This window comes from Blastococcus sp. Marseille-P5729 (assembly GCF_900292035.1).
Taxonomy (GTDB): domain Bacteria; phylum Actinomycetota; class Actinomycetes; order Mycobacteriales; family Antricoccaceae; genus Cumulibacter.
On the sequence record NZ_OMPO01000001.1, the window covers coordinates 380879 to 404102 of the forward strand.

The following is a 23224-nucleotide window of genomic DNA, read 5'->3' on the forward strand; positions in this document are numbered from 1 at the left end:
CTTGATCAGGCCTGCGCGAGCGGGCCGAGCCGGCATTCGGGCTCGTCCGCCAGCACCACCGCGATGCGCTCGGCGAACACCGGTCGCATCGCGGGCAGCGTGGCGACCGACCACCATCGGGCGTCGGTGCTCTCGTCGTCGCCCGGGGCCGGCTCGCCCGACAGGCACCGCATGCGGAAGGTGTGATCGACGTACTGGGCCTGGTCCCCGTTGACGTGCGTCACGAGTGCACTGGTCGAGACCCAGACCAACCGTTCGACCACTGCGTGCACCGAGGCCTCTTCGAGCACCTCCCGGACGGCGGCGTCCGCCACCTCCTGCCCGGGCTCGACGATCCCGGTGACCGGCGCCCACTCATCGGTGTCCGACCGCCGGATCATCAGTACCTCCTGCCCGGCGTTCGTCTCCCGCAGGACGACGGCGGTCACGCCGGTCAACCACAGCGGTGCCTGCCCGACGTGCTTGCGCAGCTCGACGATGAACTCGGGAATCGGCAACCTGAGCTCGCTCTCCGCCCGCAGCGCCTGGGCTACTAGGCCGACGGCTCCGGCTGCGGACCGTCGTACCCCTCGATCACGATGATGTCCGCAAGGCCCGCTCCCTCGCGCAGCGACTTCGCGTACTGGTACTCCTCAGAGCGCCAGCACTCCAGCGCGACCTCGTACGAGGGGAACTCGATCACGACGTTCCGGGCGCGCGACTGTCCCTCGACGGTCTCGAACTTGCCGCTGCGCACCAGGAACCGGGCGCCGTACTTCGCGAACGCGGCGCCGTTCGCCGCCACGTACTGCTGGTACTGGTCGGGATCGGTGACCTCGACACGAGCGATCCAATAACCCTTGGCCATGACTGCTATCCCATCTGCTCGGAGATGACCTCGAACTTGTGTAGCCGGTTCGGCCCGAAGCACATCGTGATCGGCACGTCAGCGGCGTCGCGGCCGCGCGCCATCACCACCCGGCCGATCCGGCGAGCGTTGTGCCGGGCGTCGAAGGTATGCCACTTGCCTCCGAGGAAGACCTCGGACCACGCCGAGAAGTCCGTCGGCTCCCCGCTCGGCTCGACTCCGTGCTCCCCGAGGTAGCCGGTGACATACCGCGCCGGGATGTTCATGGCACGGCACAGGGCGACGAATAGATGGGCGAAGTCCCGGCACACCCCGACCTGCTCCCGGTAGCCATCGAGGGCGGTGCGGTTGGCCCGGGCCTTCATGTAGTCGAAGGTGATGCGCTCATGAACGAAGTCACTGATCGCCTGCACCCGCCGCCAGCCCTCGGGCTCATTGGAGAAGGTGTCCCACGCGGCCTGCATGAGCTCGCTGTCGAAGTCGCAGTACCGGCTGGGCAGCAGGAACTGGTGCGCCTCGGTCGGCAGGTCGGTCACCGCGTGCTGCTCGGCATCGAGCACCACTGGATCGGGCTCGTCCGAGCACTCGACTACCGCCTCACCGGTGAACACCAGCGACTCGACCGGCTCCATCACGTCGACGTGCGCGCAGAGGTTGCCGAACGAGTCGACGTACTGCACCGGCTCCTTGCCGCCGGTCACCGTGATCCTCTCCGCACCGACGATGTCCTGGCGACGCGAGGGGTGCACGCGCAACAGGTGGATCACCCGAGTGGGCGCCCACACACCGAGCCGAATATCAAAGCCGACTTTGATCTGCATGGTCGTAGACCCTATTCCTCCTGGACCGCTTGCCGGGCAGCACCTACCGCACTCCCAGCCGAAAACAGACGGAAGCGCCCGCCCGGGCGATAATGGTTGTCGTGCCCATGACCAACCCACATCAAACCCGGCCCAGGAATCTGACCCGCTACGCCTGGCTGTCGATCGCCGCTGCCCTGGTCACGATCGGACTGAAGCTCAGTGCGTACCTGCTCACCGACTCCGTCGGCCTGCTGTCGGACGCCGCGGAATCGGTGGTGAACCTGGTCGCGGCCGTCGTAGCGCTCTACGCCCTGCACATCGCGGCCAAGCCGGCCGACAAGAACCACAACTTTGGGCACAGCAAGGCAGAGTACTTCTCCGCGTGGGTCGAGGGCATGATGATCGTCATCGCCGCCGGCTTCATCGTCTACACGGCGATCGGCCGGTTGCTCAACCCGCGGGAGATCGACAACGTCGGCATTGGCCTGGTCATCTCGATCGTCGCCGCGGTGGTCAACGGCGTCGTCGCTGTCGTCCTGCTCCGTGCCGGACGCCGATTCCGCTCGCAGACGCTGAAGGCCGACGGCCAGCACCTGATGACCGACGTATGGACCTCCGCGGGCGTCGTCGTCGGCGTCCTGCTCGTCGCGCTCACCGGATGGCCGTGGCTGGACCCCGTCATCGCGCTCGCCGTAGGCGTGAACATCCTCGTCGCCGGCTACAAACTGGTTTCCGAGTCGACCGACGGGCTGATGGACAGCTCGTGGTCGAAGGAGGATAACCGCGAGCTGGCCGGCATCGTGCGGGCGTTTCGCAGCCACGAGGTCGACATACACGCGCTTCGCACCCGCTTGGCCGGACATCACCGCTATGTGGAGATGCACGTCCTGGTACCCGGTGAGTGGTCGGTCTGGAAGGGCCACGACCTGATCGAAGAGATCGAGCAGACGGTCCAGGCCAGATTCGAGGACGTCGAGGTCATGTGCCACCTCGAGCCGATCGAGGATCCTCGCGCCTACGGCGACTACCCAGCCGAGATCCAGCTGCAGGACGCCGGTCCGCGCACCCGTTATCGGCATTCCGAGCCGCCGGCGATTCCGGAGGCATGAACAGCCCGTGGTGCACGCTCGCCACCGCCTTCGTTAGCATGGGTAACGATCTATCTGACGGGAGCGGGCTGTGATCGACAAGCGCGTGGGATCGCTCGAGGAAGCGGTCAGCGGCATCCGCGACGGAATGAGCATCATGATCAGCGGCTTCGGGGATGCCGGCATCCCCGTCGAGTTGGTGCACGCCGTCCTCGACATGGGCGCCAAGGACCTCACGATCATCACCAATAACGGCGGAGCCGGCGAGACGGACATCGCGGCGTTGATCCGGGAGAACCGAGTCGCCCGCCTCATCTGCTCCTATCCCCGCTCCGCGGGTTCGCACTGGTTCCAGCAGCGCTGGAATGAAGGGACCCTCGAGCTCGAACTGACCCCCCAGGGCACCCTGAGCGAGCGCATGCGGGCCGCCGGTGCCGGGCTGGGCGGCTTCTTCACCCCCACAGGCGCGGATACCGAGCTCGCCGTCGGCAAGGAGACCCGGATGATCGACGGCCGGCTGCACGTGCTCGAGAAGCCGCTGCCGGCTGACATCGCACTGATCAAGGCAGAGCAGGCCGACCGGTGGGGCAACCTCGTCTACCACCTCGCCGCCCGCAACTTCGGGCCCACCATGGCCACGGCGGCGACCACCACCATCGTGCAGGTGCGCGAGATCGTCGAGCTCGGCCAGCTCCATCCCGAGCACATCATCACCCCCGGAATCTTCGTCGACCGAGTCGTGGAGGTGGCCAACCCGTCATGAGCAACGGATTCACCAAGGAGCAGATCGCCGCGCGGATCGGGCAGGACATCCCCGACGGGTCGTACGTGAACCTCGGAATCGGCATGCCCACTCTCGTCGGCGACGCCCTCCCGGACGACAAGGAGATCGTGCTGCACTCGGAGAACGGGATCCTCGGCATGGGGCCTACGCCGACCCCCGAGCAGTTCGACCCCGAGCTGATCAACGCCGGCAAGGCCCCAGTCACCCTGCTGACCGGCGGCGCGATCTTCCACCACACCGACTCGTTCATGATGATGCGCGGTGGACACCTGGACATCTGCGTGCTCGGCGGATTCGAGGTCTCCGAGCACGGCGACCTGGCCAACTGGTCGACCGGAGACCGGTCGCTGGCCCCTGCCGTCGGCGGCGCGATGGACCTCGCGGTCGGCGCCAAGAGCGTGTTCGTGATGATGACCCACACGACAAAGGACGGGCGATCGAAGCTCGTGCGCGAGTGCGCTTACCCCCTCACTGCCACCCGATGCGTGAACCGGATCTACACGAACCTCGCCGTCCTCGCCGTCGGGGACGACGGGCTGCACCTCGTAGAGACCGCCCCAGGCATATCCGTCGAGGACGTGCAGGCCGCCACCGAGGCCACGCTGCACGTCTAGGTCCTGCGCGCTGGCGGGTCTCAGGCGCCCGTGACGAAGATCTGCTGCTCCAGCTCGTGCCGCGCCCCCGGCGACAGCGTGACGGCACCATCTCCGGTCACCGCGCTCTCGACGCACACGAACTGCCGCCACTCACCCGGCCCCAGGTCCGCTGTGGCCTCAGCCTTCTGCTGGCCGGGATTCCACACCACGGTGTGCGGCGCACCGAGCCCCCGCACCCGAACGACATGTCCCCGATCCTCATCACGCACGATGACGTCGGCGGTCGACTCGTAGATCCGATCCACCTCCTCCCCCAGCAGGACCGGCCCGCTCTGGGTCCGAGTCACCTGCCCCGCGGTCTTGTCCACGTAGTCGGCACCGTCCAGTCCATCGATACGCACCGCGGCGATGTCGCCGACCCGCAGATAGGTGTGTAGCGCAGCCTCGACGGCGAAGGGTCGGTCGTCGTGGTTGGTCACCCGCAGGGTGAACCGGGCGTGCGCCGGCGCGAGGACGACGTCGTAGAGCGCGGTGAACGCGAACGGGAAGCTCTCTCGCCCGGCGTCGTCCAGATCGTCCTGACGCAGCTCGTACTCGGCCTGCAGGAGGCCCGTCGTCTCCTGCACGGCGTATGAACGGCATCGCCAGCGCGTGCGGCGGGCGAACCCGTGGGCGGGCGCGCGGTCTGCGGCGGGGCCGTCTGCAAACCACGGAAAGCAGATCGGCACGCCGCCGCGGATCGCCTGACCTTCGGTGAAACGCGCGGTGCTCGAGAGGTAGAGCAGCTCCCCGAAATTCCCGGGCGCCCAGCGTGTCACGTGCGCGCCGTAGTCAGCCACCGCGTAGCTATGCGGGCCGACGGTCGTCTCCCGCGGTCGTACGTCGCTCATCAGCGCTCCTGGCGAGATCTGGTCACGACGAATGGGCGCGGACCGGCCGTGGTCCGCACCCATTCGTTGCTGGTCATGCTCTGGTCAGCTGCCAGCCGCTGTGGCGAGCCGGGACAGGCTCTGCTCGAGCATCGACTCCGGGAACAACGGGAACTTGACCCGCTCCAGCACCTTCTTGTCGGTGACCTTCGACCAGTCGTATGTCAGGCGGACCAGGGTCGAGTCCGATCCCTGCGGCTCCAGCTCCCACATCCACTGCCAGCCGGCGGGCTCGGTGCCGGCCGGAACGGTCTGCCAGGCCAGCCGCTTGTTCTCCTCGTAGCCGGTCACGTGGTTGTCGGTCTGGTAGTCCCCGCCCATCGCGTCGGCGTGCATGTTCATCGTGAACACCTGCCCGACCTCTTGGATGCGATCGCTCTTGTGGTCGGACACGACGGTGCCGGTCTCGTCGAGTTCCTTGTGCCGCTCGGGATTGGACAGGATCTCGAACAGGACTCCGGCGGGCTGGTCGATGACCCGCTCCACCACTAGCTTCTGGTCGTCAGTCATGCCGTTTTCCTTTCATCGGTGTGCAGGACGGGCGGTACTAGTCCTCGAGGCGCTGGACCAGCTGGATCCAGTTTCCGCAGGTGTCGTCGAGGACGCAGCTGCGAGTGTTCCCGGAGTCGGTCGGAGGGCTCTGGAAGGTGACGCCCTCGGCCGTGAGCCGCTCGTACTCGTAGTCGACATCGTCCACCTCGAACGACGTCGAGGGCGTGCCCTGACGGTAGAGCGCGCCGTAGTACTCGCGGCCCGCCGCGTAGGTCGGCTCAAGCAGCAGCTGTACGCCGTCCGGGTCGTCGTCGCTCACGACCGATACCCACCTGCCGGCGCCGGCGGGCTTGTCGACCTTCAGGTCGAACCCGAGGATGTCGGTATAGAAGTTGCGGGCCCGCACCTGGTCGTTGACGTACAGGCTGCTGAAGCTGATCCTCGGCACGCGCCCCTCCTCGGTTCCGGTTGCTGCCAACCCTACCGAGGAGGAGGGGCCGCGTGTGGGTCTAGTCCTTGTATAGGGCGTCGATCTCGGCCTGGTACTTCTTGGCCACCACCCGACGCTTGAGCTTCAGGCTCGGGGTCAGATCGCCGTCCTCCACCGTCAGGTCCCGGTCGAGGATGACGAACTTCTTGATCGTCTCCCAGCGGTTCAGCCCGGAATTGAGCTCATCGACGTACTTCTGGATGGTCTCGCGCATCTTCTCGCTGGTGGCGATCTCGGCGTACGACTTGCCTTCCATGTCGTTGCGCTTGGCCCACTCGGCGATCGCGTCCGGATCGAGGGTGACCAGTGCGGTGGCGAAGTTCTTGGCGTCGCCCGCGACCATGAACTGGCTGACCAGCGGGCAGATCCCCTTGAATCGCGACTCGATCTGAGCCGGGGCGATGAACTTCCCGCCGGAGGTCTTGAACAGCTCCTTCTTGCGGTCGGTGATGAACAGGTGACCGGTCGAGCTCAGGTGGCCGATGTCGCCGGTGTGGAACCATCCATCGTCGGCCAGCGCGTCCGAGGTGGCGTCGGGCTTGTTGTGGTAGCCCATCATCACCTGGTCGCCCTTGATCAGGATCTCGCCGTCCTCGGCGATCTTGATCGCGGTTCCGGCCGTGGGCTTGCCGACGCTTCCGTAGACCAGTTCGCCCGGCAGGTTCAGGGTGGCGATCGCGCTGGTCTCGGTGAGCCCGTAGCCCTCAAGGATCTGCAGGCCCATCGCGCCGAACCACTTGTTGATCTCGACGTTCAACGGGGCAGAGCCGGAGATCATGAACCGCAGCCGTCCGCCGAACCGCTCGCGCACCTTGCTCAGCACCAGCTTGTCGGCAAGCGAATACTTCAGGCCGCCGGGCTGCTTGCCTGCCTGTCGCTGCGCGTCGGCCTCGTGCGCCACCTGGGTGCCCCAGTCGATGATCTTGCGCTTGAGCCCCGACTCGGCCTCGAACACCTGATTGATGCGCGCGTAGGCCTTCTCGAAGATGCGCGGTGCCGCACCCATGAAAGTCGGCTTCACGACAGCGAGGTTGTCGATGATCTTGTCGATCCGTCCGTCGATCGCGGTCGGCGTCCCGGAGGCTAGCGGCAGGGTCAGCAGCACCTTGCCGAACACGTGCGCGAGTGGCAACCAAAGATACTGCAGGTCGTCCTCGTTCACCAGGCCGGAGGCCAGAGTGACCGAGCCGGCGTAGGTCCACGCCGAGTGCGGCAGCCGCACGCCTTTCGGGCGGCCGGTCGTTCCAGAGGTGTAGATGATCGTCGCGAGATCCTCGGGCCGGAGCGCATCGATGCGCGAATCGACGACGCCGGCGTCCTTCTCCAGCTGCTGGCGTCCCAATGCGGCGAGATCCTCGATCGTGATGACCCAGTCCCCGTCGGCGGTCCCGTCGAAGGTGACGACCTTGACGACGCCTGCCAGCTCGTCGCGCTTCTCACGCAACTTGGCGATCTGCTCGTCGTCCTCGGCGATGACCACCTTGCTCTCGGAGTCGCCCAGGATGTAGGCGACGTCGCCGGCGATCGTCGTCGGGTAGACGGTGGTGGTCGCCCCGCCCGCGCACATCACCGCCAGGTCGGCGATGGCCCACTCGAATCGGGTCGAGCTCGCGATCGCGACCCGGTCCTGCGGCCCGACGCCGAGGGCGATCAGGCCCGCGGCCCAGGAGTAGGCCAGGTCCTTCGTCTCGGACCAGGTGAGACTCTTCCACTCGCCGTCCCGCTCGTAGCGGTAGGCCTCGCGCTGCGGCGAGTCCTTGACACGGTCGCGGAACAGGTGGCCGACAGACGGCACGCGGTTTTCGAGCGCGGTCCAGTCGAGGTGCGGGGCGGACTCGGGAGTGGTGGTGGAGGTCGTGAGCGTCACTGCTGCTCCTCAGGGGTCGGGGAGGTTTGGACGATCCTATACTCACGAGTAACCGATTTGGTGAACCAGATCACCCCGAGCGGACCCCGGACTCTAGTCCTTGCCTCCCTTGGGAAGGCTGTTGTAGATCTCCTTGCAGTCCTTGCACACCGGCGAGCCGGGCTTGGGCGACTTGGTCACCGGGAAGGTCTCGCCGCACAACGCGACCACCATGTTGCCCATGACTGCGCTCTCGGCGATCTGGTTCTTGCGGACGTAGTGGAAGACCTCGTCGTCCTTCGAGGTGTCGGCGTCCTTGAGGTCCGGACGCTCGAGCAGGTCTGGGCTGGTCATGCTCTCCTCATTCCTTCGCGCGCAGTGTGGCGCCATTCTCGTCGATGATCACCGCGTCGGCGGTGATGACGCGCGGGCCCATCGCCCCGCCGTCCGGAGCCGGCAGCGCCCGCTCCCCCGCACCGGTGGGCACCACCCGACGGTAGTACTTCGACGACTTCGGCGGGCCGTCGTTGGCCATCACGACCGCGAAACCGGGCAGCACTGCGCTGAGGACACCGACGACGATGCCCAGCGGCACGTTGGCGCGGGCGACGAGCACCGCTACCACCAGCAACACCATTCGGACGATCATGGTCAGCAGGTACCTGTGCTGGCGGCGCTTGTGCTCCTCCACCGGGCTGACGGCGGCCTCCGTCACCAGGTGTGGCCGCTCGCGCTTCATCATGCGTCTCCTGTGATGGGCCACCTCACTACTCTAGGGCACATGCAGCGCCTGCAGCTTCTCGAGCGGACCGAAGATGACCGCCGCGCACGGCGTCGGCTGGGGGCCGCCCTTGGAAACCGGCTGCGTGCGGCCACGACCGACCCAGCACGAATGCTGCCGTTATGGCGGACGTTCTCGGTCGGTGAGCCGGTACGCCGCGCCGAGCTCGCGACCGCCATGTCGACCGAACTAGTGCACGACGCGTTCGGCACCGGGGTGCTGGTCGAGGTGGACGTCGACGGGGAGCTGCCGGGCACCTGGGTGCGCGCGGCGGTGTGCATCGTCCCGGTGGCGATCGCGGGCGAGATGATCTGGGTGGCCAGCGACTTCCCCTGGTTCGAAGACGATCCCGACGCGGTCCACGGACCGGGCGCGGCGACCCAGACGCTACGCGGCCTGCTGCCGACCCGCTCGCCGAGGACACTGGTCGATCTCGCAAGCGGGTCGGGCGCGCTCGGCGTGGCGATCGCATGCGCCACGGGCGCCGATCTGGTAGCGGCCGACCTCAACCCCCGAGCGGCCGCACTGAGCGAGCTGACGGCGGCACTCAACGGGCTCGCCCTGGAGGCTCAGGTCGGGGACCTGACGGACGCCGTCACCGGCCGGCACGATCTGATCGTCTGCAACCCGCCGTTCGTCCTGGACCGGCCTGCGGATCGAACGATGTTCCGCGACTCCGAGGACCCTCGGGGGTACGCGGGACTAGCGCACGACCTGGTCCCTCTCCTCGACGAGGACGGCATCGGCATCTACCTGACCAACTGGCGCTACGGACCGGCGCTACCCCACCCCCTCACCGACCTGGCCGAGGATCTTGCGGCGCTTCCCGCCTGCGACGTGCTGGTGCTGGAGCGCGCCGTCGTCACCGCGCACGACTACGTGCGGGTCTGGACCGACGACGACGCGCTGGCCGGTGAGTGGGAGCAGGCGCTCTTGGCTCATCGGACCACGCACGTCGGCACCGGTGCCGTACTGGTACGGCGGCTGCCGGACGACGAGGACGATGAAGCGACTCACGTCTCGACGAGCACGGCATACGACCTGTCCCTGGACGGGTTGGCCGGGCTCGTGACCGGATGGTTGGCCGCCCAGCAGGCCGCCCGTGCCCTCACCTCGGAGGATCGGCTCGTCGCGGCACCGTACGTCGTCGAGGAGCTCGACGACCAGGCGTCAGTACGGGCCACCGGCGGGCTGGCGCTGTCGGTCACCGGGCCGGCGGCGCAGGTGCGCTCCACCGCCGTCGCGACGCTGGAGGCCCTGCGCTCCCCCGGGCGGCTCAGCGACGTCCTCGCTGCGGTCCCGGCGCTCGGGCCGTCGCCTCGGACCGCTGCCGATCTGCTCCGCACACTGCTGCGCGCCGGGCTTGTGAGGCTGGCGTGATGCCTTGGTTGAGGATGGAACAAATCGGGTAGCGGAACGTTGCACTAGGTACCACTGTCGCGCGGGGGGACGACTCACGCGGGACAGTCGTGGAACGGGAAGGTACTGATTTTGACTGCGACGACGACCGATAACACCAACGTCGAGGCTGAGGAGAAGGACCTCGACCAGTCTCATGAGACTCTTGCGTCGACCGACCTCGTGCGCGTCTACCTCACCTCCATCGGCAAGGTGAAGCTGCTCACTGCCGAGCAGGAGGTCGATCTGGCCCGCAGGATCGAGGCCGGTCTCTACGCCGAGCACCTGCTGGCCGACCCGCGGCGCCGGTACGGCGAGAAGAAGCGCCGCGACCTGCGCGCGGTAGCTGTCGACGGCCAGGCCGCCAAGGCCCACCTGCTGGAGGCCAACCTGCGGCTGGTTGTGTCCGTGGCAAAGCGCTACACCGGCCACGGCCTGTCGTTCCTGGACCTGATCCAGGAAGGCAACCTGGGCCTGGTTCGCGCGGTCGAGAAGTTCGACTACGCGAAGGGCTTCAAATTCTCCACCTACGCGACGTGGTGGATCCGGCAGGCGATCTCGCGCGCGATGGCCGACTCCGGCCGCTCGATCCGCCTGCCGGTGCACCTGGCCGAGCAGGTCAACCGGGTGATCCGTACGCGCCGCCGCATGCATCAGGAGCTCGGCCAGGAGCCGACGATCGAGGCACTTGCCGCAGAGCTGGACCTGACCCCCGAGAAGGTCACCCAGCTGTTGGAGCACAGCCGCGACGTCATGAGCCTCGACCAGACCGTCGGCACCGACGAGGACGCCGCGCTTGGCGATTTCATCGAAGACACCGACTCCCCCGACGCCGAGGACGTCGTGAGCTTCGACATGATGCGTCAAGACGTGCGCAAGGTCGTGGCCGGTCTCGACGAGCGGGAGCAGGCCTTGGTCGCGCGCCGGTTCGGTCTCGACGGCCAGAAGCCGTACACCCTGGAGCAGATCGGCAAGGAGTTCGGTATGTCCCGCGAGCGGGTGCGCCAGATCGAGCGCCAGACGATGGCCAAGCTGCGCGCGCCCGAGCGCTCCGCGGGCCTGCGGGAGTACCTCAGCTAGGCTCCGTCCCGCAGCACCTGCCAGCGGCCCCTAGGCACGATGCCTAGGGGCCGTTCGGCGTCCGCGGTCAGATCGCCGGCGCCAACCGCCGGGGCCCGAGGTTCACCGGTGGGCCGATCTTGATGGCGGCACGGGTGACGATCGCGCCGGCCGGGGTAGCGAGCACCGGCTCGAGGGTGAGGGTGCGGATCTCGGGGTTGTGCTCCGACATCGACGCGAGCCGGCCGATCAGGTCGTGCAGTGCCGCGAGGTCGACCGATTCGCTGCCGCGATAGCCACTGAGCATCGGGAAGGCGCGCGGTGCGCGGATCAGCTCGTCGATCTCCGTGTCCGACAACGGCATCGCCCGGTAGGCGACGTCTCCGAACAGCTGGATTGCCGGGCCGGAGAGACCGAAGCTCACGAGCGCGCCGAAGGACGGGTCGTCGGCCAGGCCGATCGTGACGGGGACGCCGCCCACGTCGGAGTCCGGCTGTTCCATGGTGATTCCGTAGGCAGCCAGCAGTTGCTCGGCCTCTTCATTGGTCAGCTGCCGACCGGCGTGCTCCTTCTCGAGGACCCGGTAGATGACGGCTGCGGCGGCATTGTGGTCGACGTCCTCGGGGTCGACGAACTGACCCGTCGGACGCTGCCGCCACTCGTGGTACGCGGTCGCCCGCGCCAGTGCCAGCACCCCCCGCTCCGGCGTCTCGAACGAGGGCACTGAGCCACGCTCGACCTCCCCCGTCTCCCCCACGCTCTGCAGCCCCTTGGGGATGCCGCTCATGCCCTGGAAGGTGGTGACGATCGGCTTGCTGCTGTCGCCGCTGACCCGCGCGAGAGCCTCGGCGTACGGCCGGGCGTCGGTCACGACCGGGGGCACGAACACCGCGACGACCGAGTCGACGCCGTCGTCGCTCGCCGCCACCCGCAGCTGCTCCTCGAACACCTCGACGGCGCCCTCGGGGCCGATGTCGACGGGGTATCCCTCGGCGACCTGCAGCCCGTTCGAGAGGCAGGCGTCCTTCACCAGGACGCCCAGCGCAGACGAGTTTCCGACCACGGCCACCCGGTTGCCCTTGGGGATCGGCTGGTGCGCGAGCAGCATCGCCAGGTCGAAGCTCTGACCGAGCGTGTCGACGCGGATGACGCCGGACGCCTCGAACAGCGCCTGCACGACGTCGTCGGAGATGCCGACGCCTGGTAGGCCCGCCTTGACGCCGGAGTGCCGGCCGGACTTCACCGCGATGATCGGCTTCTTGCGGCCGATCTCGCGGGTCAGCCGGGCGAACTTGCGCGGATTTCCGAAGGTCTCCAGGTGCAGCAGGATGACCTCGGTGCGATCGTCGGTGGCCCAGTACTGGAGCAGGTCGTTGCCGGAGACGTCGGCGCGGTTGCCCGCCGACACGAAGGTCGACATGCCCAGCCCGCGGCGTGCGGCGTCCGCCAGGATCGCCACGCCGAGCGCGCCGGACTGGCAGAAGAACCCGACCCGCCCCGGTGGCGGGACGTGCGGTGAGATGGTGGCGTTCAGGTGGACGTCCTCACGGGTGTTCACCACGCCGAGACAGTTCGGCCCCACGACGCGCATGCCGTAGGTGCGGGCCGTCTCGACCAGCTCCTGCTGCTTGGTACGGCCGTGCTCGCCCCGCTCGCTGAAGCCGCCGGAGATGACGACGAGGCCGCGGACCTTCTTCTGACCGCACTCTTCCACGACGCCCCCGACCTGATCGGCGGGGACGGCGAGCAGCGCGAGGTCGATGTCATTCGGGATATCGAGCACCGACTTGTACGCCGGCACCCCGACGACGTGCGCCGCGGCGGGATTGACCGGGTAGATGGGCCCGTCGAGTCCGTAGTCGAGGACGTTGCGCATCACGCTGTAGCCGAGCTTGGACCGGTCGTTGCTGGCGCCGATGACCGCGACGGACTTCGCGGTGAGCAGCCGCTCCAGGGACCGGGCCTCCGAGCGCTGCTCGCGTGAGTACGACACCGCCTGGGTCTGCTCGGTCTGCTCGATCGGGAACTCGAGCCGCACGACGCCCTCCTCGTAGGAGCGCGACGGCGAATAGCCGGCGTCGATGAACGTGCGCACCATGCGGCCGTTCTCGGCCAGGACCTCGGCGGCGAACTTCTTGATGCCGTTCTCCCGCGCGGCGGCCGCCAGGTGCTCGAGGAGCATCGGTCCGAGGCCGCGGCCCTGGTGGGCGTCCTCGACGAGGAAGGCGACCTCGGCGGTGTCGGTGTCCGGGTATCGGTCGTAGCGGCCCACCGCGATCAGGTCGGGTCCGACGGTGACGATCAGCGCGACCCGGTCCCGGTGGTCGACGGTGGTGAACCGCTTGAGATCACGGTCCGGGATTCGCGGGTAGGGCCCGAAGAAGCGCAGATAGCGAGTGCGCTCGGAGGTGCGGGCATGCATCGCGACGAGGGCGTCGGCGTCCGCCGGAGTGATCGGGCGGACGTGGACGGTGCCGCCGTCGGAGGCGATGACGTCAGCTTCCCAGGTGCGCGGGTAGCCGTACTCGTCGGCGAGGTGGGGGTCGTACAGGCCGCGCGGTTCGCGAGGATCGGGCCGGCTGGTCTCGGTGGTCATGGGCGCCTCGTAGGTCGGGATGTGCTGGGTGTCGGCAGGCGATAGGGCGTGGCTGGGGTGCCGGTCTAGTCCCGCGGGTCCTTGGGATCCAGGCCGAGCAGTGGGTAGCAGGCGTGGCGGGTGGCGAAGATGGCTCGGTCGAGCGGGGTGTCGTCGTCGCCACCGGCCCACTGGTCGAAGTCGACCGACGCGCCCTCCCCCATGAGCAACGGAGCGGTGGCGAACCCGCTGCGCGGGTCCATGAAGTCCGGCAGCCGCGTCTCGGCGAGCTCGTCGCGCCATTCCTGCGGGATCGGCGTGGTCGTGGGTATCGGGTTACCCGATGCCTCGGCGATCAGGTGCGTCCACGAGCGCGGAACGGCACGCACGAGGCCGTAGCCACCGCCGCCGGTCGCGACCCACTTCCCACCGCACAGCTCGTGCGCGAGCTCATGCAGTCGCCCGTAGATCGCCGCCTGCCCGTCGATGGTCAGCGACAGGTCGGCGAGCGGATCCTCGTGGTGGGTGTCGCAACCGCACTGCGTGATGATGATCTCCGGACGGAACTGGCGCAGGATGTTCGGGATCGTCGCCTCGAAGGCCGTCAGCCATTCGCGGTTGCTCGAGCCGGGAGGCAGCGCCAGGTTCACCGACGTGCCGGTGCCATCGTCCCGCCCGACCTCGCTGGCGAAGCCGGTGTGCGGCCATAGCGACAGCGGGGACTGGTGGATGCTCACGGTCATGACGCGTGGGTCGTCGTAGAACGAGGCCTGGACGCCGTCACCGTGATGGACGTCGACGTCGACGTACGCCACCCGCTGGGCGCCGTGGTCGAGCAGCCACGCGATCGCAACCGACAGGTCGTTGAAGATGCAGAACCCGGCGGCGCTACCTGGCATCGCGTGATGCATCCCCCCGCCGATGTTGACCGCGTGCTGCGTGGTGCCTTCCCACACGAGCTGGGCGGCGAGCGTGGTGCCCCCGGCGATCATGGCGGCCGACTCGTACATTCCCCAGAAGATCGGGTTGTCGTCGGTGCCAAGGCCGTGCCCGATTCCCCATGGCTGGATCGGCGCCTCGCGGACGGCGCTGAGGTAGCGCGCGGAGTGCACGCGTAGCAGCTGTTCCTCGGTGGCGGCGGTGGGCTCGTGAATGCTGATGTTGGGCGCCTTCAGCACCCCGAGCGACTCGGCGAGCTTCATGGTCAGTTCGACGCGAACGGGGTGCATCGGGTGATCCCCTCCGTGGTCGTACTTCAGGTACTCGTCAGTCCAGATGACCGCCACCGAATCGCTCATGCTTCGAACCTACCTCCCGGGCCCGGTGGTCGTGTGGCGGCTCGGATCGGTGATCCAGTCGCTCCACGAGCCGGGGTAAAGCACCGACTCGATCCCCGCGATCTGCAGGCCCGCGATGACGTGGGCGGCGGTGACCCCGGATCCGCAGTAGACGACCGGGTCGCGATCGAGTTGCACGGGCCCTGCGACGTCCTCGAACCGAGCCCGGATCTCGGCAGCCGGCAGATATCGGTCGTCGCAGTCGACCAGCGCCGCGGTCGGGAGGTTCAGCGCGCCCGGGATGTGCCCCGCGACCGGATCGATTGGCTCGACCTCACCGCGATAGCGCTCCGGGGCCCGGGCATCCAGCAGCAGTCCACCGGCCGCGACGTGCGCGCTGACCTCGTCGGCGTCAAGCGATGGGAGGCTGCCGGGCCGCACCGTGACATCACCCGCGGCCGGGGTGGCGACGGGGCCGCTTTCGGTGCGCCGGCCGGCCGACACCCAGGAGGGCAGCCCTCCGTCGAGGATCCGGACGTCCCTGAGCCCAGCCCACCTCAGCAGCCACCAGGCCCGCGCGGCGCTGTACCCCTGCCCGGCGTCGTACACGACGACGGGCTGATCGTCGCAGACGCCGCGGGAACGCAGGTCGTCCTGCAGCTGGTCGGCGTCGGGCAAGGGGTGGCGACCACCCGGACCGCAGACCGGTCCGGCGAGCATCGTGTCGAGGTCGCAGTACTGCGCGCCGGGGATGTGCTCACGACGGAAGGAGGTCGGGCCGAACTCGGGGTTCTGCAGGGCCCACTGGGTGTCAAGAACTGCGGGCGGCTGATCGGACCCGGCGGCTGCGGCGAGCTCATCGACGGTGATGAGGACGGCGCGACCAGCACTGCTCTGGCTCGTCATGCCATCAGCGTACGACGCAATCGCGGCGCCGACCGGATACCATGGCGCCAACGAGAAGGAGCCGGCGTTGAACGAGCTGATCGACACCACCGAGATGTACCTTCGCACCATCTTCGAGCTCGAAGAGGAAGGTGCCATTCCGATGCGCGCCCGCATCGTCGATCGGCTTCATCAGAGCGGGCCGACCGTAAGCCAGACCGTGGCCCGCATGCAGCGTGATGGGCTCGTGAACGTCCTGGACGACCGTCAGCTCGAACTGACTCCGGAAGGACGACGGCAAGCGACGGCGGTTATGCGCAAGCATCGGCTGGCGGAGCTGCTGCTGGTCGAGGTGCTCGGTCTGGAGTGGGAGAAGGTCCACGACGAGGCCTGCCGCTGGGAGCATGTGATCTCCACCGACGTAGAGAAGCGGATCGTCGAGCTGGTCGGCGATCCCGGCTACTCCCCTTATGGAAATCCGATTCCGGGTCTCGAGGAGCTCGAGGCCGGCGCGAGCTCCCCTGACACGGCGGCCGTGGTTCCCCTCAGCCGGGTGCTGGGTGACGACGAGATCTCCGTACCGATCGAGCGGATCACCGAGGGAGTGCAGGCCGACGGGCCGCTGCTCGACCAGCTCTCCGAGGCCGGCGTCCGGCCGGGGACGACCGCGCGCGTGAAGCAGGCGGACGACGCATTGGTGCTCAACGGCACCGAGTTCCCCGCGAAGCTGGCGGAGCTGCTGTTCGTCGCCGCTGACTCCCTCTAGCCCGCGCCGTCCGTGTGGGCCATCGTCGTACGCGGGTCGTCATCGAAGGTCGAGGCGAGCACCCGTTGCAGCTCGCGCGGGTGCAGCCCGGAGCGCAGGCCCGCATCGATCATCTGGGCCAGTGAGTAGTTCGGATCGTGCGCCAGCGCCCTGTCCAGGGCAATCTGCGCCAGCGCCCCGTCACCGCCCAGGTAGGCGACGATGGCCGTCATCGTCGCAGCGGCGGGCACGTAGGAGGTCGGCGCGAGCTGCACGGCCCGGCACCACGGCTCGACCCGCCACCAGGCGCGCTCCTGCGCGATCAGGGTGATCAGGATGTCGCGGGCGGGAATGCTGCTCAGGGCCAGCACGCAGAGCGCGATGTCATGCGGATCGAGGACCGGCGGCTGGTTGCCGAGCTCGCTGGCGCCCGCGTGCTGCTCCAGCAGGTCGGTGACCAACGCGATGAGATCGATCCGCGCGAGTGATACCGCTTCGAGCGCGGCCAGCTGCTCGCGCACCTCGCGACGCGCCCTTCCTCGGGTCGGCGCGAGCATGGCCTTGAGCTCGTCCCGGCTGCGCAGCAGGGTGCGACCGGCCAGCACGTGCGCCACGGCGATCTGCGGGACGGGTCCGAGCGGCCCGCGTGGCATGCCGGGTCGCGCTGGCCAGACGAACGAGCACTCGTAGCCGTGCTCCGCGAGGGCGCCAGAGATGACCGGTGCGAGATCGCTGACCGTCTCGAACGCGCGTAGCGCCGACAGGGTGATCTGCTCGCGTTCGGTCTCGTTGCACTCACCGAGCTCGTAGTCGTCGCAGTAGGCGACCACCAGCCGATGCGGATCGCTGCGCTGCAGGACCGGCTGCAGCTGCTCGATGCAGGCACGAGCCGCATCCGGAGACTCGGGAGCATCGACCCGGATCGTCACGCAGATCGAGCTGTCGGCCGCCAGGCCGATCACCACGAGCGAACGCTCCGGGTAGAAGCCGAGCAGATAAGGGATCGAGGCGCGAAGCTCGCCGACCTCCCGGATGGAGATCGGCGCGCTGCCGGACGTGAGCTCACTGAGCTGTCGCTCCGAGCCGGTGAATTCGAACTGTTCTGAGGCTGTCATGGCGCCCACGGTGCCGCGCGTACGCTGGTCAGGACAGAGCCCTTGACGAGGGCGTGGAAAACTGCCGCGGCTGTGGACAATGAGGTGGCGCGCGGCCGGTGTTGTCGGTAGAGGTTTCTGTGTCGGGTCGGAGCAGTCGCGGGGTGAAGCCGTCACGCGTGAGCCGCGGGATCGCCGCCGGGCGACGTGGCGAGCAGCAGCGCACCTGGCTCGCTCCAGACCGCGCCCGCGCCTTGCGCTTCGTGCGTGCCCGTCCCGCGCCGGGCGAGTTCATCACCGACCACGCGCATGTGCAGATCGCCATGGACGCAGACCGCGACTACGGCTGGATGGTGCTGCTCGATGGCGTCCTCGCCTCGTACGTCGCGCTGGACGATCCCACGCATCTGGAGTTCGAGTACACCCGGTGGATCGCCGACCTCGTCGACCGGTTGCCGCCCGGCCCGATCGACGCGCTGCATCTCGGTGGGGCGGCCTGCTCCCTGCCGGTGTACGTCGAGAGCACCCGGCCCGGTTCGCGGCAGGTGATCGTCGACTTTGATGCCGCGTTGCTGGAGCTGATGCGCGAGCAGTTCGGCATTCGGTCGTCCCGGCGGTTCGCCGTCCGACCGGCCGATGCGCTCGCCGCCATCCGCGAGCTGCCGGACGCCTGCATGGACGTGATCGTCCGAGATGTCTTCAGCGCGGATCTCACCCCGGAGCACCTACGGGACGCGCGGCTGGCCGCTGAGGTGGCGCGCGTGCTGCGGCCCTCCGGCATCTATCTGGCCAATGTCGGAGACCGGCCCGGGATGGCGCTCACCCGCGAGCTCATGCGGCACAACCGCCTGGCACTCGGTTTGTCGGCGAACGGAGACCATGACGGGCAGATGGCCTTCATCTGCGATCCGTCAGTGCTGCGCGGACGACGCCTGGGCAACGTCGTCGCGGCCTTCAGCCGGGCACCGCTGCCGCTGGACGGCTGGTTCGAGGCCTCGCGGCAGGCTGCCTTTCCTGCTCGGGTCACGCACGGCGAGCGGCTCTGGCCCTATCTCTGAGCACCGCGGGCCCGCGCGGCGATAATGACCGCGTGGCACCAACGATCGCAACCACCGAAGGCCGGATACCGGCAAGAGGGCTTCACCGCCGCGGGAGGGGAAAAATCCCCTCTCGCAGCGGCGAAACCCTCTTCGGTCGTGGGCGCCGGCGGCGCAGGCTGCAGCTAGCTGCAGCCTGAGGTGCTGCCGCAGCCCTCGCACACGTAGCAGGAGCCGGCCGGACGCATCTTCGTGCCGCAGGACATGCACAGCGGCGCGTCGGCGCCCTTGCCTTGCAGGATGACGTCCATCAGCTCGGCGGACGAGTGGACGGCCTCCGGGGCCTGGTGCATGGCGGCGGTCCCCTGCGCCGGTGTCTCCTCGACGGCGATCGTGCTGGACATCGACTCGATCTGCGAGGCTTCGTCGTCGGTCGCGGTCTGCACCACCGGCGAGGAGTAGCTCGCCTCGACCTGCGCGGCCCGCTCGGCCGCGGAGAAGATGCCGAGCTCCTCACGCTTCTCGGCCGGCAGGTGATCCAGCGCCAGACGGCGGAAGACGTAGTCGACCACCGAGGACGCGATCCGGATGTCCGGGTCGTCGGTCATGCCGGCCGGCTCGAAGCGCATGTTGGTGAACTTGCGCACGAACGTCTCCAGCGGGACGCCGTACTGCAGCGCGATCGACACCGACACCGAGAAGGCGTCCATGATGCCCGACAGCGTCGAGCCCTGCTTGCCGAGGTTGAGGAAGACCTCGCCGAGTCCGTCGTTCGGGTAGGACCCCGCAGTCAGGTAACCCTCCGCCCCGGCCACGCTGAACGAGGTCGTGGTGGACGGGCGCTGCTTCGGCATGCGGCGGCGCACGGGGCGATGCTCGACCACGGCCGGTGGCTCGTCCTCGGCCTTCGCCTCACCGGACTTCTTGGTCGACAGCGGCTGGCCGACCTTGCAGTTGTCGCGGTAGATGGCCAGCGCCTTCAGGCCCAGCTTCCAGCCCTGGTAGTAGATGTCCTCGATCTCCTCGACGGACGCCGACTCCGGCATATTGACCGTCTTGGAGATCGCGCCGGAGATGAACGGCTGGGTAGCCGCCATCATCCGCACATGGCCTATCGGGGAGATCGCCCGCTCGCCGACGGCGCAGTCGAAGACCTCGTAGTGCTCGGTCTTCAGACCCGGGGCGTCGACGACGTGCCCGTGCTCGGAGATGTACTCGACGATCGCCTCGATCTGCTCCTCCTGGTAGCCCAGGGTGCGCAGCGCCATCGGCACGGTCTGGTTGACGATCTGCATCGAGCCGCCGCCGACGAGCTTCTTGAACTTCAGCAGCGAGAAGTCCGGCTCGATCCCGGTGGTATCGCAGTCCATCATGAAGCCGATCGTGCCGGTCGGCGCGATGACCGAGGCCTGCGCATTGCGCCAGCCGTTGGCCTTGCCGATCTCCAGGCACTGCTGCCACTGCCGCTCCGCCTCGCGAAGCACGGCCGCGTCGTTGGCGTGCATCGGACGCGCCGCGTCGGTGGCCGCCGCGTGCTTGCGCATCACGCGGGCGTGCGCATCGGCATTGCGCGCGAAGCCGTCGTACGCGCCGACGATCCCCGCCAGCTCGGCCGAACGCCGGTAGGCGGTGCCGGTCATCAGGGAGGTGATCGCGGCGGCGAGCGCGCGGCCGCCGTCGCTGTCGTAGCCCAGGCCACCGGCCATCAGCAGCGCGCCGAGGTTCGCGTAGCCAATGCCGAGCTGGCGGTAGGCGCGAGTGGTGGTGCCGATCGGCTCGGTCGGGAAGTCGGCGAAGCAGATGGAGATGTCCATCGCAGTGATGATCAGCTCGACGGCCTTAACGAACTTCTCGGCGTCGAACGCGCCGCCGTCCTGACGGAACTTCATCAGGTTCAGCGAGGCCAGGTTGCACGAGGAGTTGTCCAGCGACATGTACTCCGAGCACGGGTTGGAGGCCGTGATGCGACCGGACTCGGGGTTGGTGTGCCAGTCGTTGATCGTCGTGTCGTACTGGATCCCCGGGTCGGCGCAGGACCAGGCGGCCTCGGCCATCTTGCGGAACAGCGACTTCGCATCGACGGTGTCGATGACCTCGCCGGTCTGCCGGGCAGTCAGCCCGAACTCGCTGCCGCTCTCGTAGGCCTTCATGAAGTCATCGTTCACCCGGACCGAGTTGTTGGCGTTCTGGTACTGGACCGAAACGATGTCCTTGCCGCCGAGGTCCATGTCGAACCCGGCGTCGCGCAGCGCGCGGATCTTGTCCTCCTCGCGCATCTTGGTCTCGATGAACTCCTCGATATCCGGGTGATCGACATCGAGCACGACCATCTTCGCCGCGCGGCGGGTCGCACCGCCGGACTTGATGGTGCCGGCACTGGCATCGGCGCCGCGCATGAACGACACCGGTCCTGATGCCTCGCCGCCGGAGGACAGCAGCTCCTTGCTCGAACGGATCCGCGACAGGTTCAGACCGGCGCCCGAGCCGCCCTTGAATATCAGACCCTCTTCGCGATACCAGTTCAGGATCGAGTCCATAGTGTCGTCGACCGAGAGGATGAAGCAGGCCGAGACCTGCTGCGGCGCAGCCGTTCCCACGTTGAACCACACCGGGGAGTTGAAGGAGAACACCTGGTGCAGCAGCATCCAGGTCAACTCCTCGCCGAACACGCGCGCATCCTCCGGGCTGGCGAAGTAGCCGTAGAGCTCACCGGCCTCGCGGTACTTGTCGACCACCCGGTCGATCAGCTGTCGCAGGCTGGTCTCGCGAGCGTCGGTGCCCACGGCGCCGCGGAAGTACTTGGTGGTCACGATGTTCGTGGCGTTCAGGCTCCAGAACTCCGGGAACTCCACGCCACGCTGCTCGAAGTTCACCGAACCATCGCGCCAGTTCGTCATCACGACGTCCCGACGCTGCCAGCTCACCTCGTCGTAGGGGTGCACGCCGTGGGTGGTGTACACGCGCTCGACCTTCAGGCCGTTGGTCGGGTAGCGCGGCTCGCTCGGGACTGGATGCTCCCTCTGCTGGGCGATCTCGGTCATGGGCCGATCCTCTCGGGCTAGTGGCGTTGGCCTTGTGCGGAAGTGGGGTGGGAAGAGGGTGGTGCTGGGAAGACTGGATGTGGGCTGTCGAGGGCTATCGGCCGGATGCGGCCGCCGGTGCCTGACCGGTCCCGCCCGGCGGCGCCGGGTCGCAGCCGTCGCGGAGCAACGCGATCTCGCGCTCGAAATCGGCCACCGACTCGAACGATCGGTACACGCTCGCGAACCGCAGGTAGGCCACCGGGTCCAGCTCGCGCAGTGGTCCGAGGATCGCCAGCCCCACGTCGTGGCTGGGAACCTCCGCCGCGCCGCTGGCGCGCACGGTCTCCTCGACGCGCTGGGCGAGTATCGCCAGCGCGTCCTCGTCGACCGGGCGTCCCTGGCACGCGCGACGTACCCCCCGGATGACCTTCTCGCGGCTGAAGGGCTCACTCACGCCGCTGCGCTTGATGACCGCGAGGACGGCCTCCTCGACCGTCGTGAACCGCCGGCCACACTCCTGGCAGGACCGGCGGCGACGGATCGACTGACCCTCGTCGACCTCGCGGGAGTCCACGACACGCGAGTCGGAGCAGCGGCAGTACGGGCATCGCATCGCGCCACTCCTCTCGTGCCGTTGGTCCTGGCTGTGGATGACGCTGCGCACAACCGGGCTTTCACTGTGGACAGGCGGTGGATGAAACGCCTCTCCCGGTGCACAACCTGTGGACGAACTACATTCGTGTAACCACAAGATGTTGTGTTCTACCCTAACCCCGGCCACTACGGTCGGCAAGTCGAACGCGCCGACATTTTTTGCGCGTCGCAGCTGGCGGCTAGGAGCCGGGCACGAGGAGGATCTCCCCGGCCTCGGGCTGCGCTCCGCTGGGCAGACCGTTGGCCTGGCGAATCCCGGTGAGCACCTCATCGACCGACCGGCCGTCCGCTGCGCGCGCCGCGACGTCGTGCAGGCTCTCCCCCGGCTGGACGACAACCTCTGCGGCGGGCACCGACACCGCCGTCGTGACCGAGGCGTTCGTCAAGGCCGAGGTCGCTGCAATGCACGCCACGACGAGTCCGAGCAGCACCGAATAGCCGCGCAGCGTCAGCCGGACCCGCGTGCGCCGCGACGCGGCTGCGTGATGTCGTTCGCGGGCGCGCTGCGCCCGCTCGGATCGGTGCGCCGGAGCCGGCCGCGCGGCGACCGGACGACGAGAGCGCGGCGGCTCGGAGATGACCGGCGGCAGCAGCGGTGCGAGCTCGTCGACGCTGGCTCCCTGCGCCGCTCTGGGCGCAGGCTCCAGCGCGAACATCTGCAGGTCGCGCCGCGGGTCAAGCACCGGGGAAGCGCCCGGGCGCCGGGACAGGCGACGCGCCGCCGCGGTTCGCGGGGTGCGGACCCGATCGAAGGACGAGACCGTCAGCGACCCGTGAGCGGCCGGCCGGTCGAGCGTGCTGCGTGGTGTGGTTGCCATGAC

The 23224-nt window shown here is 68.3% G+C and carries 23 protein-coding genes; 7 read left to right on the forward strand and 16 right to left on the reverse strand.

The window, feature by feature from the left end:
* Positions 1-5: 5 nt before the first annotated feature.
* From DAA40_RS01835 to DAA40_RS01845, 3 genes are read right to left on the reverse strand one after another with little or no spacing between them, the layout of a single operon-like run.
* Entirely contained in the window at positions 6-497 is a 492-nt protein-coding gene (locus tag DAA40_RS01835) for an NUDIX domain-containing protein (RefSeq protein WP_106848029.1), read from the reverse strand.
* A gap of 35 nt (positions 498-532) precedes the next feature.
* The gene (locus tag DAA40_RS01840; RefSeq protein WP_106848030.1) at positions 533-847 is read right to left on the reverse strand and encodes a DUF1330 domain-containing protein; all 315 of its coding nucleotides are present in this window, start codon (positions 845-847) and stop codon (positions 533-535) included.
* A gap of 5 nt (positions 848-852) precedes the next feature.
* The gene (locus DAA40_RS01845; protein WP_106848031.1) at positions 853-1668 is read right to left on the reverse strand and encodes a transglutaminase family protein; all 816 of its coding nucleotides are present in this window, start codon (positions 1666-1668) and stop codon (positions 853-855) included.
* 107 nt (positions 1669-1775) lie between these two features.
* On the opposite strand from DAA40_RS01845, the gene DAA40_RS01850 reads away from it, so the two are divergent.
* From DAA40_RS01850 to DAA40_RS01860, 3 genes are all read left to right on the forward strand, one after another.
* Positions 1776-2759: a cation diffusion facilitator family transporter gene (locus DAA40_RS01850; protein ID WP_106848032.1), complete on the forward strand. Its 984-nt coding sequence runs from the start codon at positions 1776-1778 to the stop codon at positions 2757-2759.
* Positions 2760-2829: 70 nt separating this feature from the next.
* Complete coding sequence (locus tag DAA40_RS01855) at positions 2830-3501, forward strand: 3-oxoacid CoA-transferase subunit A (RefSeq protein WP_106848033.1); 672 nt, start codon at positions 2830-2832, stop codon at positions 3499-3501.
* Positions 3498-4136, forward strand: coding sequence for a 3-oxoacid CoA-transferase subunit B (locus tag DAA40_RS01860; RefSeq protein ID WP_106848034.1), 639 nt, complete (start codon positions 3498-3500; stop codon positions 4134-4136). The genes DAA40_RS01855 and DAA40_RS01860 overlap by 4 nt, the downstream gene beginning before the upstream one ends.
* A gap of 20 nt (positions 4137-4156) precedes the next feature.
* Here the strand turns inward: DAA40_RS01860 and DAA40_RS01865 are convergent, their stop codons facing one another.
* The 6 genes from DAA40_RS01865 to DAA40_RS01890 all read right to left on the reverse strand — a co-directional run bounded on the left by DAA40_RS01865 (position 4157) and on the right by DAA40_RS01890 (position 8617).
* Complete coding sequence (locus DAA40_RS01865; protein ID WP_158716171.1) at positions 4157-5008, reverse strand: D-hexose-6-phosphate mutarotase; 852 nt, start codon at positions 5006-5008, stop codon at positions 4157-4159.
* A gap of 84 nt (positions 5009-5092) precedes the next feature.
* On the reverse strand, positions 5093-5557 hold the full coding sequence (locus tag DAA40_RS01870) for an SRPBCC family protein (protein ID WP_106848036.1): 465 nt from the start codon (positions 5555-5557) through the stop codon (positions 5093-5095).
* Positions 5558-5594: 37 nt separating this feature from the next.
* Positions 5595-5987: a VOC family protein gene (locus DAA40_RS01875; protein WP_106848037.1), complete on the reverse strand. Its 393-nt coding sequence runs from the start codon at positions 5985-5987 to the stop codon at positions 5595-5597.
* A gap of 61 nt (positions 5988-6048) precedes the next feature.
* On the reverse strand, positions 6049-7896 hold the full coding sequence (locus DAA40_RS01880) for a long-chain fatty acid--CoA ligase (protein ID WP_106848038.1): 1848 nt from the start codon (positions 7894-7896) through the stop codon (positions 6049-6051).
* Positions 7897-7989: 93 nt separating this feature from the next.
* On the reverse strand, positions 7990-8229 hold the full coding sequence (locus DAA40_RS01885; RefSeq protein ID WP_106848039.1) for a DUF3039 domain-containing protein: 240 nt from the start codon (positions 8227-8229) through the stop codon (positions 7990-7992).
* Positions 8230-8236: 7 nt separating this feature from the next.
* Positions 8237-8617 (reverse strand): DUF3099 domain-containing protein, encoded by a 381-nt coding sequence (locus DAA40_RS01890; RefSeq protein WP_106848040.1) that lies wholly within the window; start codon positions 8615-8617, stop codon positions 8237-8239.
* Between the two features lie 39 nt (positions 8618-8656).
* On the opposite strand from DAA40_RS01890, the gene DAA40_RS01895 reads away from it, so the two are divergent.
* Both DAA40_RS01895 and sigB read left to right on the forward strand, forming a co-directional pair.
* Positions 8657-10036 (forward strand): methyltransferase, encoded by a 1380-nt coding sequence (locus DAA40_RS01895; protein ID WP_158716172.1) that lies wholly within the window; start codon positions 8657-8659, stop codon positions 10034-10036.
* Between the two features lie 111 nt (positions 10037-10147).
* Positions 10148-11134: an RNA polymerase sigma factor SigB gene (gene sigB, locus DAA40_RS01900; RefSeq protein WP_199849459.1), complete on the forward strand. Its 987-nt coding sequence runs from the start codon at positions 10148-10150 to the stop codon at positions 11132-11134.
* A 67-nt stretch (positions 11135-11201) separates the two neighbouring features.
* Here sigB and DAA40_RS01905 read toward each other — a convergent pair whose 3' ends face one another.
* The 3 genes from DAA40_RS01905 to DAA40_RS01915 form a co-directional block, all read right to left on the reverse strand.
* Positions 11202-13709, reverse strand: coding sequence for a GNAT family N-acetyltransferase (locus DAA40_RS01905; RefSeq protein WP_106848043.1), 2508 nt, complete (start codon positions 13707-13709; stop codon positions 11202-11204).
* Positions 13710-13774: 65 nt separating this feature from the next.
* Positions 13775-14986: an acetoin utilization protein AcuC gene (locus DAA40_RS01910; protein ID WP_106848044.1), complete on the reverse strand. Its 1212-nt coding sequence runs from the start codon at positions 14984-14986 to the stop codon at positions 13775-13777.
* Between the two features lie 9 nt (positions 14987-14995).
* The gene (locus tag DAA40_RS01915) at positions 14996-15871 is read right to left on the reverse strand and encodes a sulfurtransferase (protein WP_106848045.1); all 876 of its coding nucleotides are present in this window, start codon (positions 15869-15871) and stop codon (positions 14996-14998) included.
* A 67-nt stretch (positions 15872-15938) separates the two neighbouring features.
* Here DAA40_RS01915 and DAA40_RS01920 point away from each other — a divergent pair, with 67 nt between their 5' ends.
* A complete protein-coding gene (locus DAA40_RS01920) occupies positions 15939-16616 on the forward strand; it encodes a metal-dependent transcriptional regulator (protein WP_106849202.1) in 678 nt (225 codons plus the stop codon).
* On the opposite strand, the gene DAA40_RS01925 is transcribed toward DAA40_RS01920, so the two are convergent.
* Positions 16613-17710 carry a DUF4192 domain-containing protein gene (locus DAA40_RS01925; RefSeq protein WP_106848046.1) on the reverse strand — a complete coding sequence of 366 codons (1098 nt, stop codon included), beginning with the start codon at positions 17708-17710 and terminating at the stop codon, positions 16613-16615. The two genes, DAA40_RS01920 and DAA40_RS01925, sit on opposite strands and share 4 nt — an antisense overlap.
* A gap of 158 nt (positions 17711-17868) precedes the next feature.
* Between DAA40_RS01925 and DAA40_RS01930 the strand changes: the two genes are divergently transcribed.
* Positions 17869-18747 (forward strand): spermidine synthase, encoded by an 879-nt coding sequence (locus tag DAA40_RS01930; protein ID WP_158716173.1) that lies wholly within the window; start codon positions 17869-17871, stop codon positions 18745-18747.
* A 164-nt stretch (positions 18748-18911) separates the two neighbouring features.
* Here DAA40_RS01930 and DAA40_RS01935 read toward each other — a convergent pair whose 3' ends face one another.
* The 3 genes from DAA40_RS01935 to DAA40_RS01945 form a co-directional block, all read right to left on the reverse strand.
* Positions 18912-21767 carry a vitamin B12-dependent ribonucleotide reductase gene (locus tag DAA40_RS01935; protein ID WP_106848048.1) on the reverse strand — a complete coding sequence of 952 codons (2856 nt, stop codon included), beginning with the start codon at positions 21765-21767 and terminating at the stop codon, positions 18912-18914.
* Positions 21768-21861: 94 nt separating this feature from the next.
* Entirely contained in the window at positions 21862-22323 is a 462-nt protein-coding gene (gene nrdR / locus DAA40_RS01940) for a transcriptional regulator NrdR (RefSeq protein WP_234356200.1), read from the reverse strand.
* A gap of 259 nt (positions 22324-22582) precedes the next feature.
* Complete coding sequence (locus tag DAA40_RS01945) at positions 22583-23221, reverse strand: LysM peptidoglycan-binding domain-containing protein (protein WP_106848050.1); 639 nt, start codon at positions 23219-23221, stop codon at positions 22583-22585.
* Positions 23222-23224 lie beyond the last annotated feature (3 nt).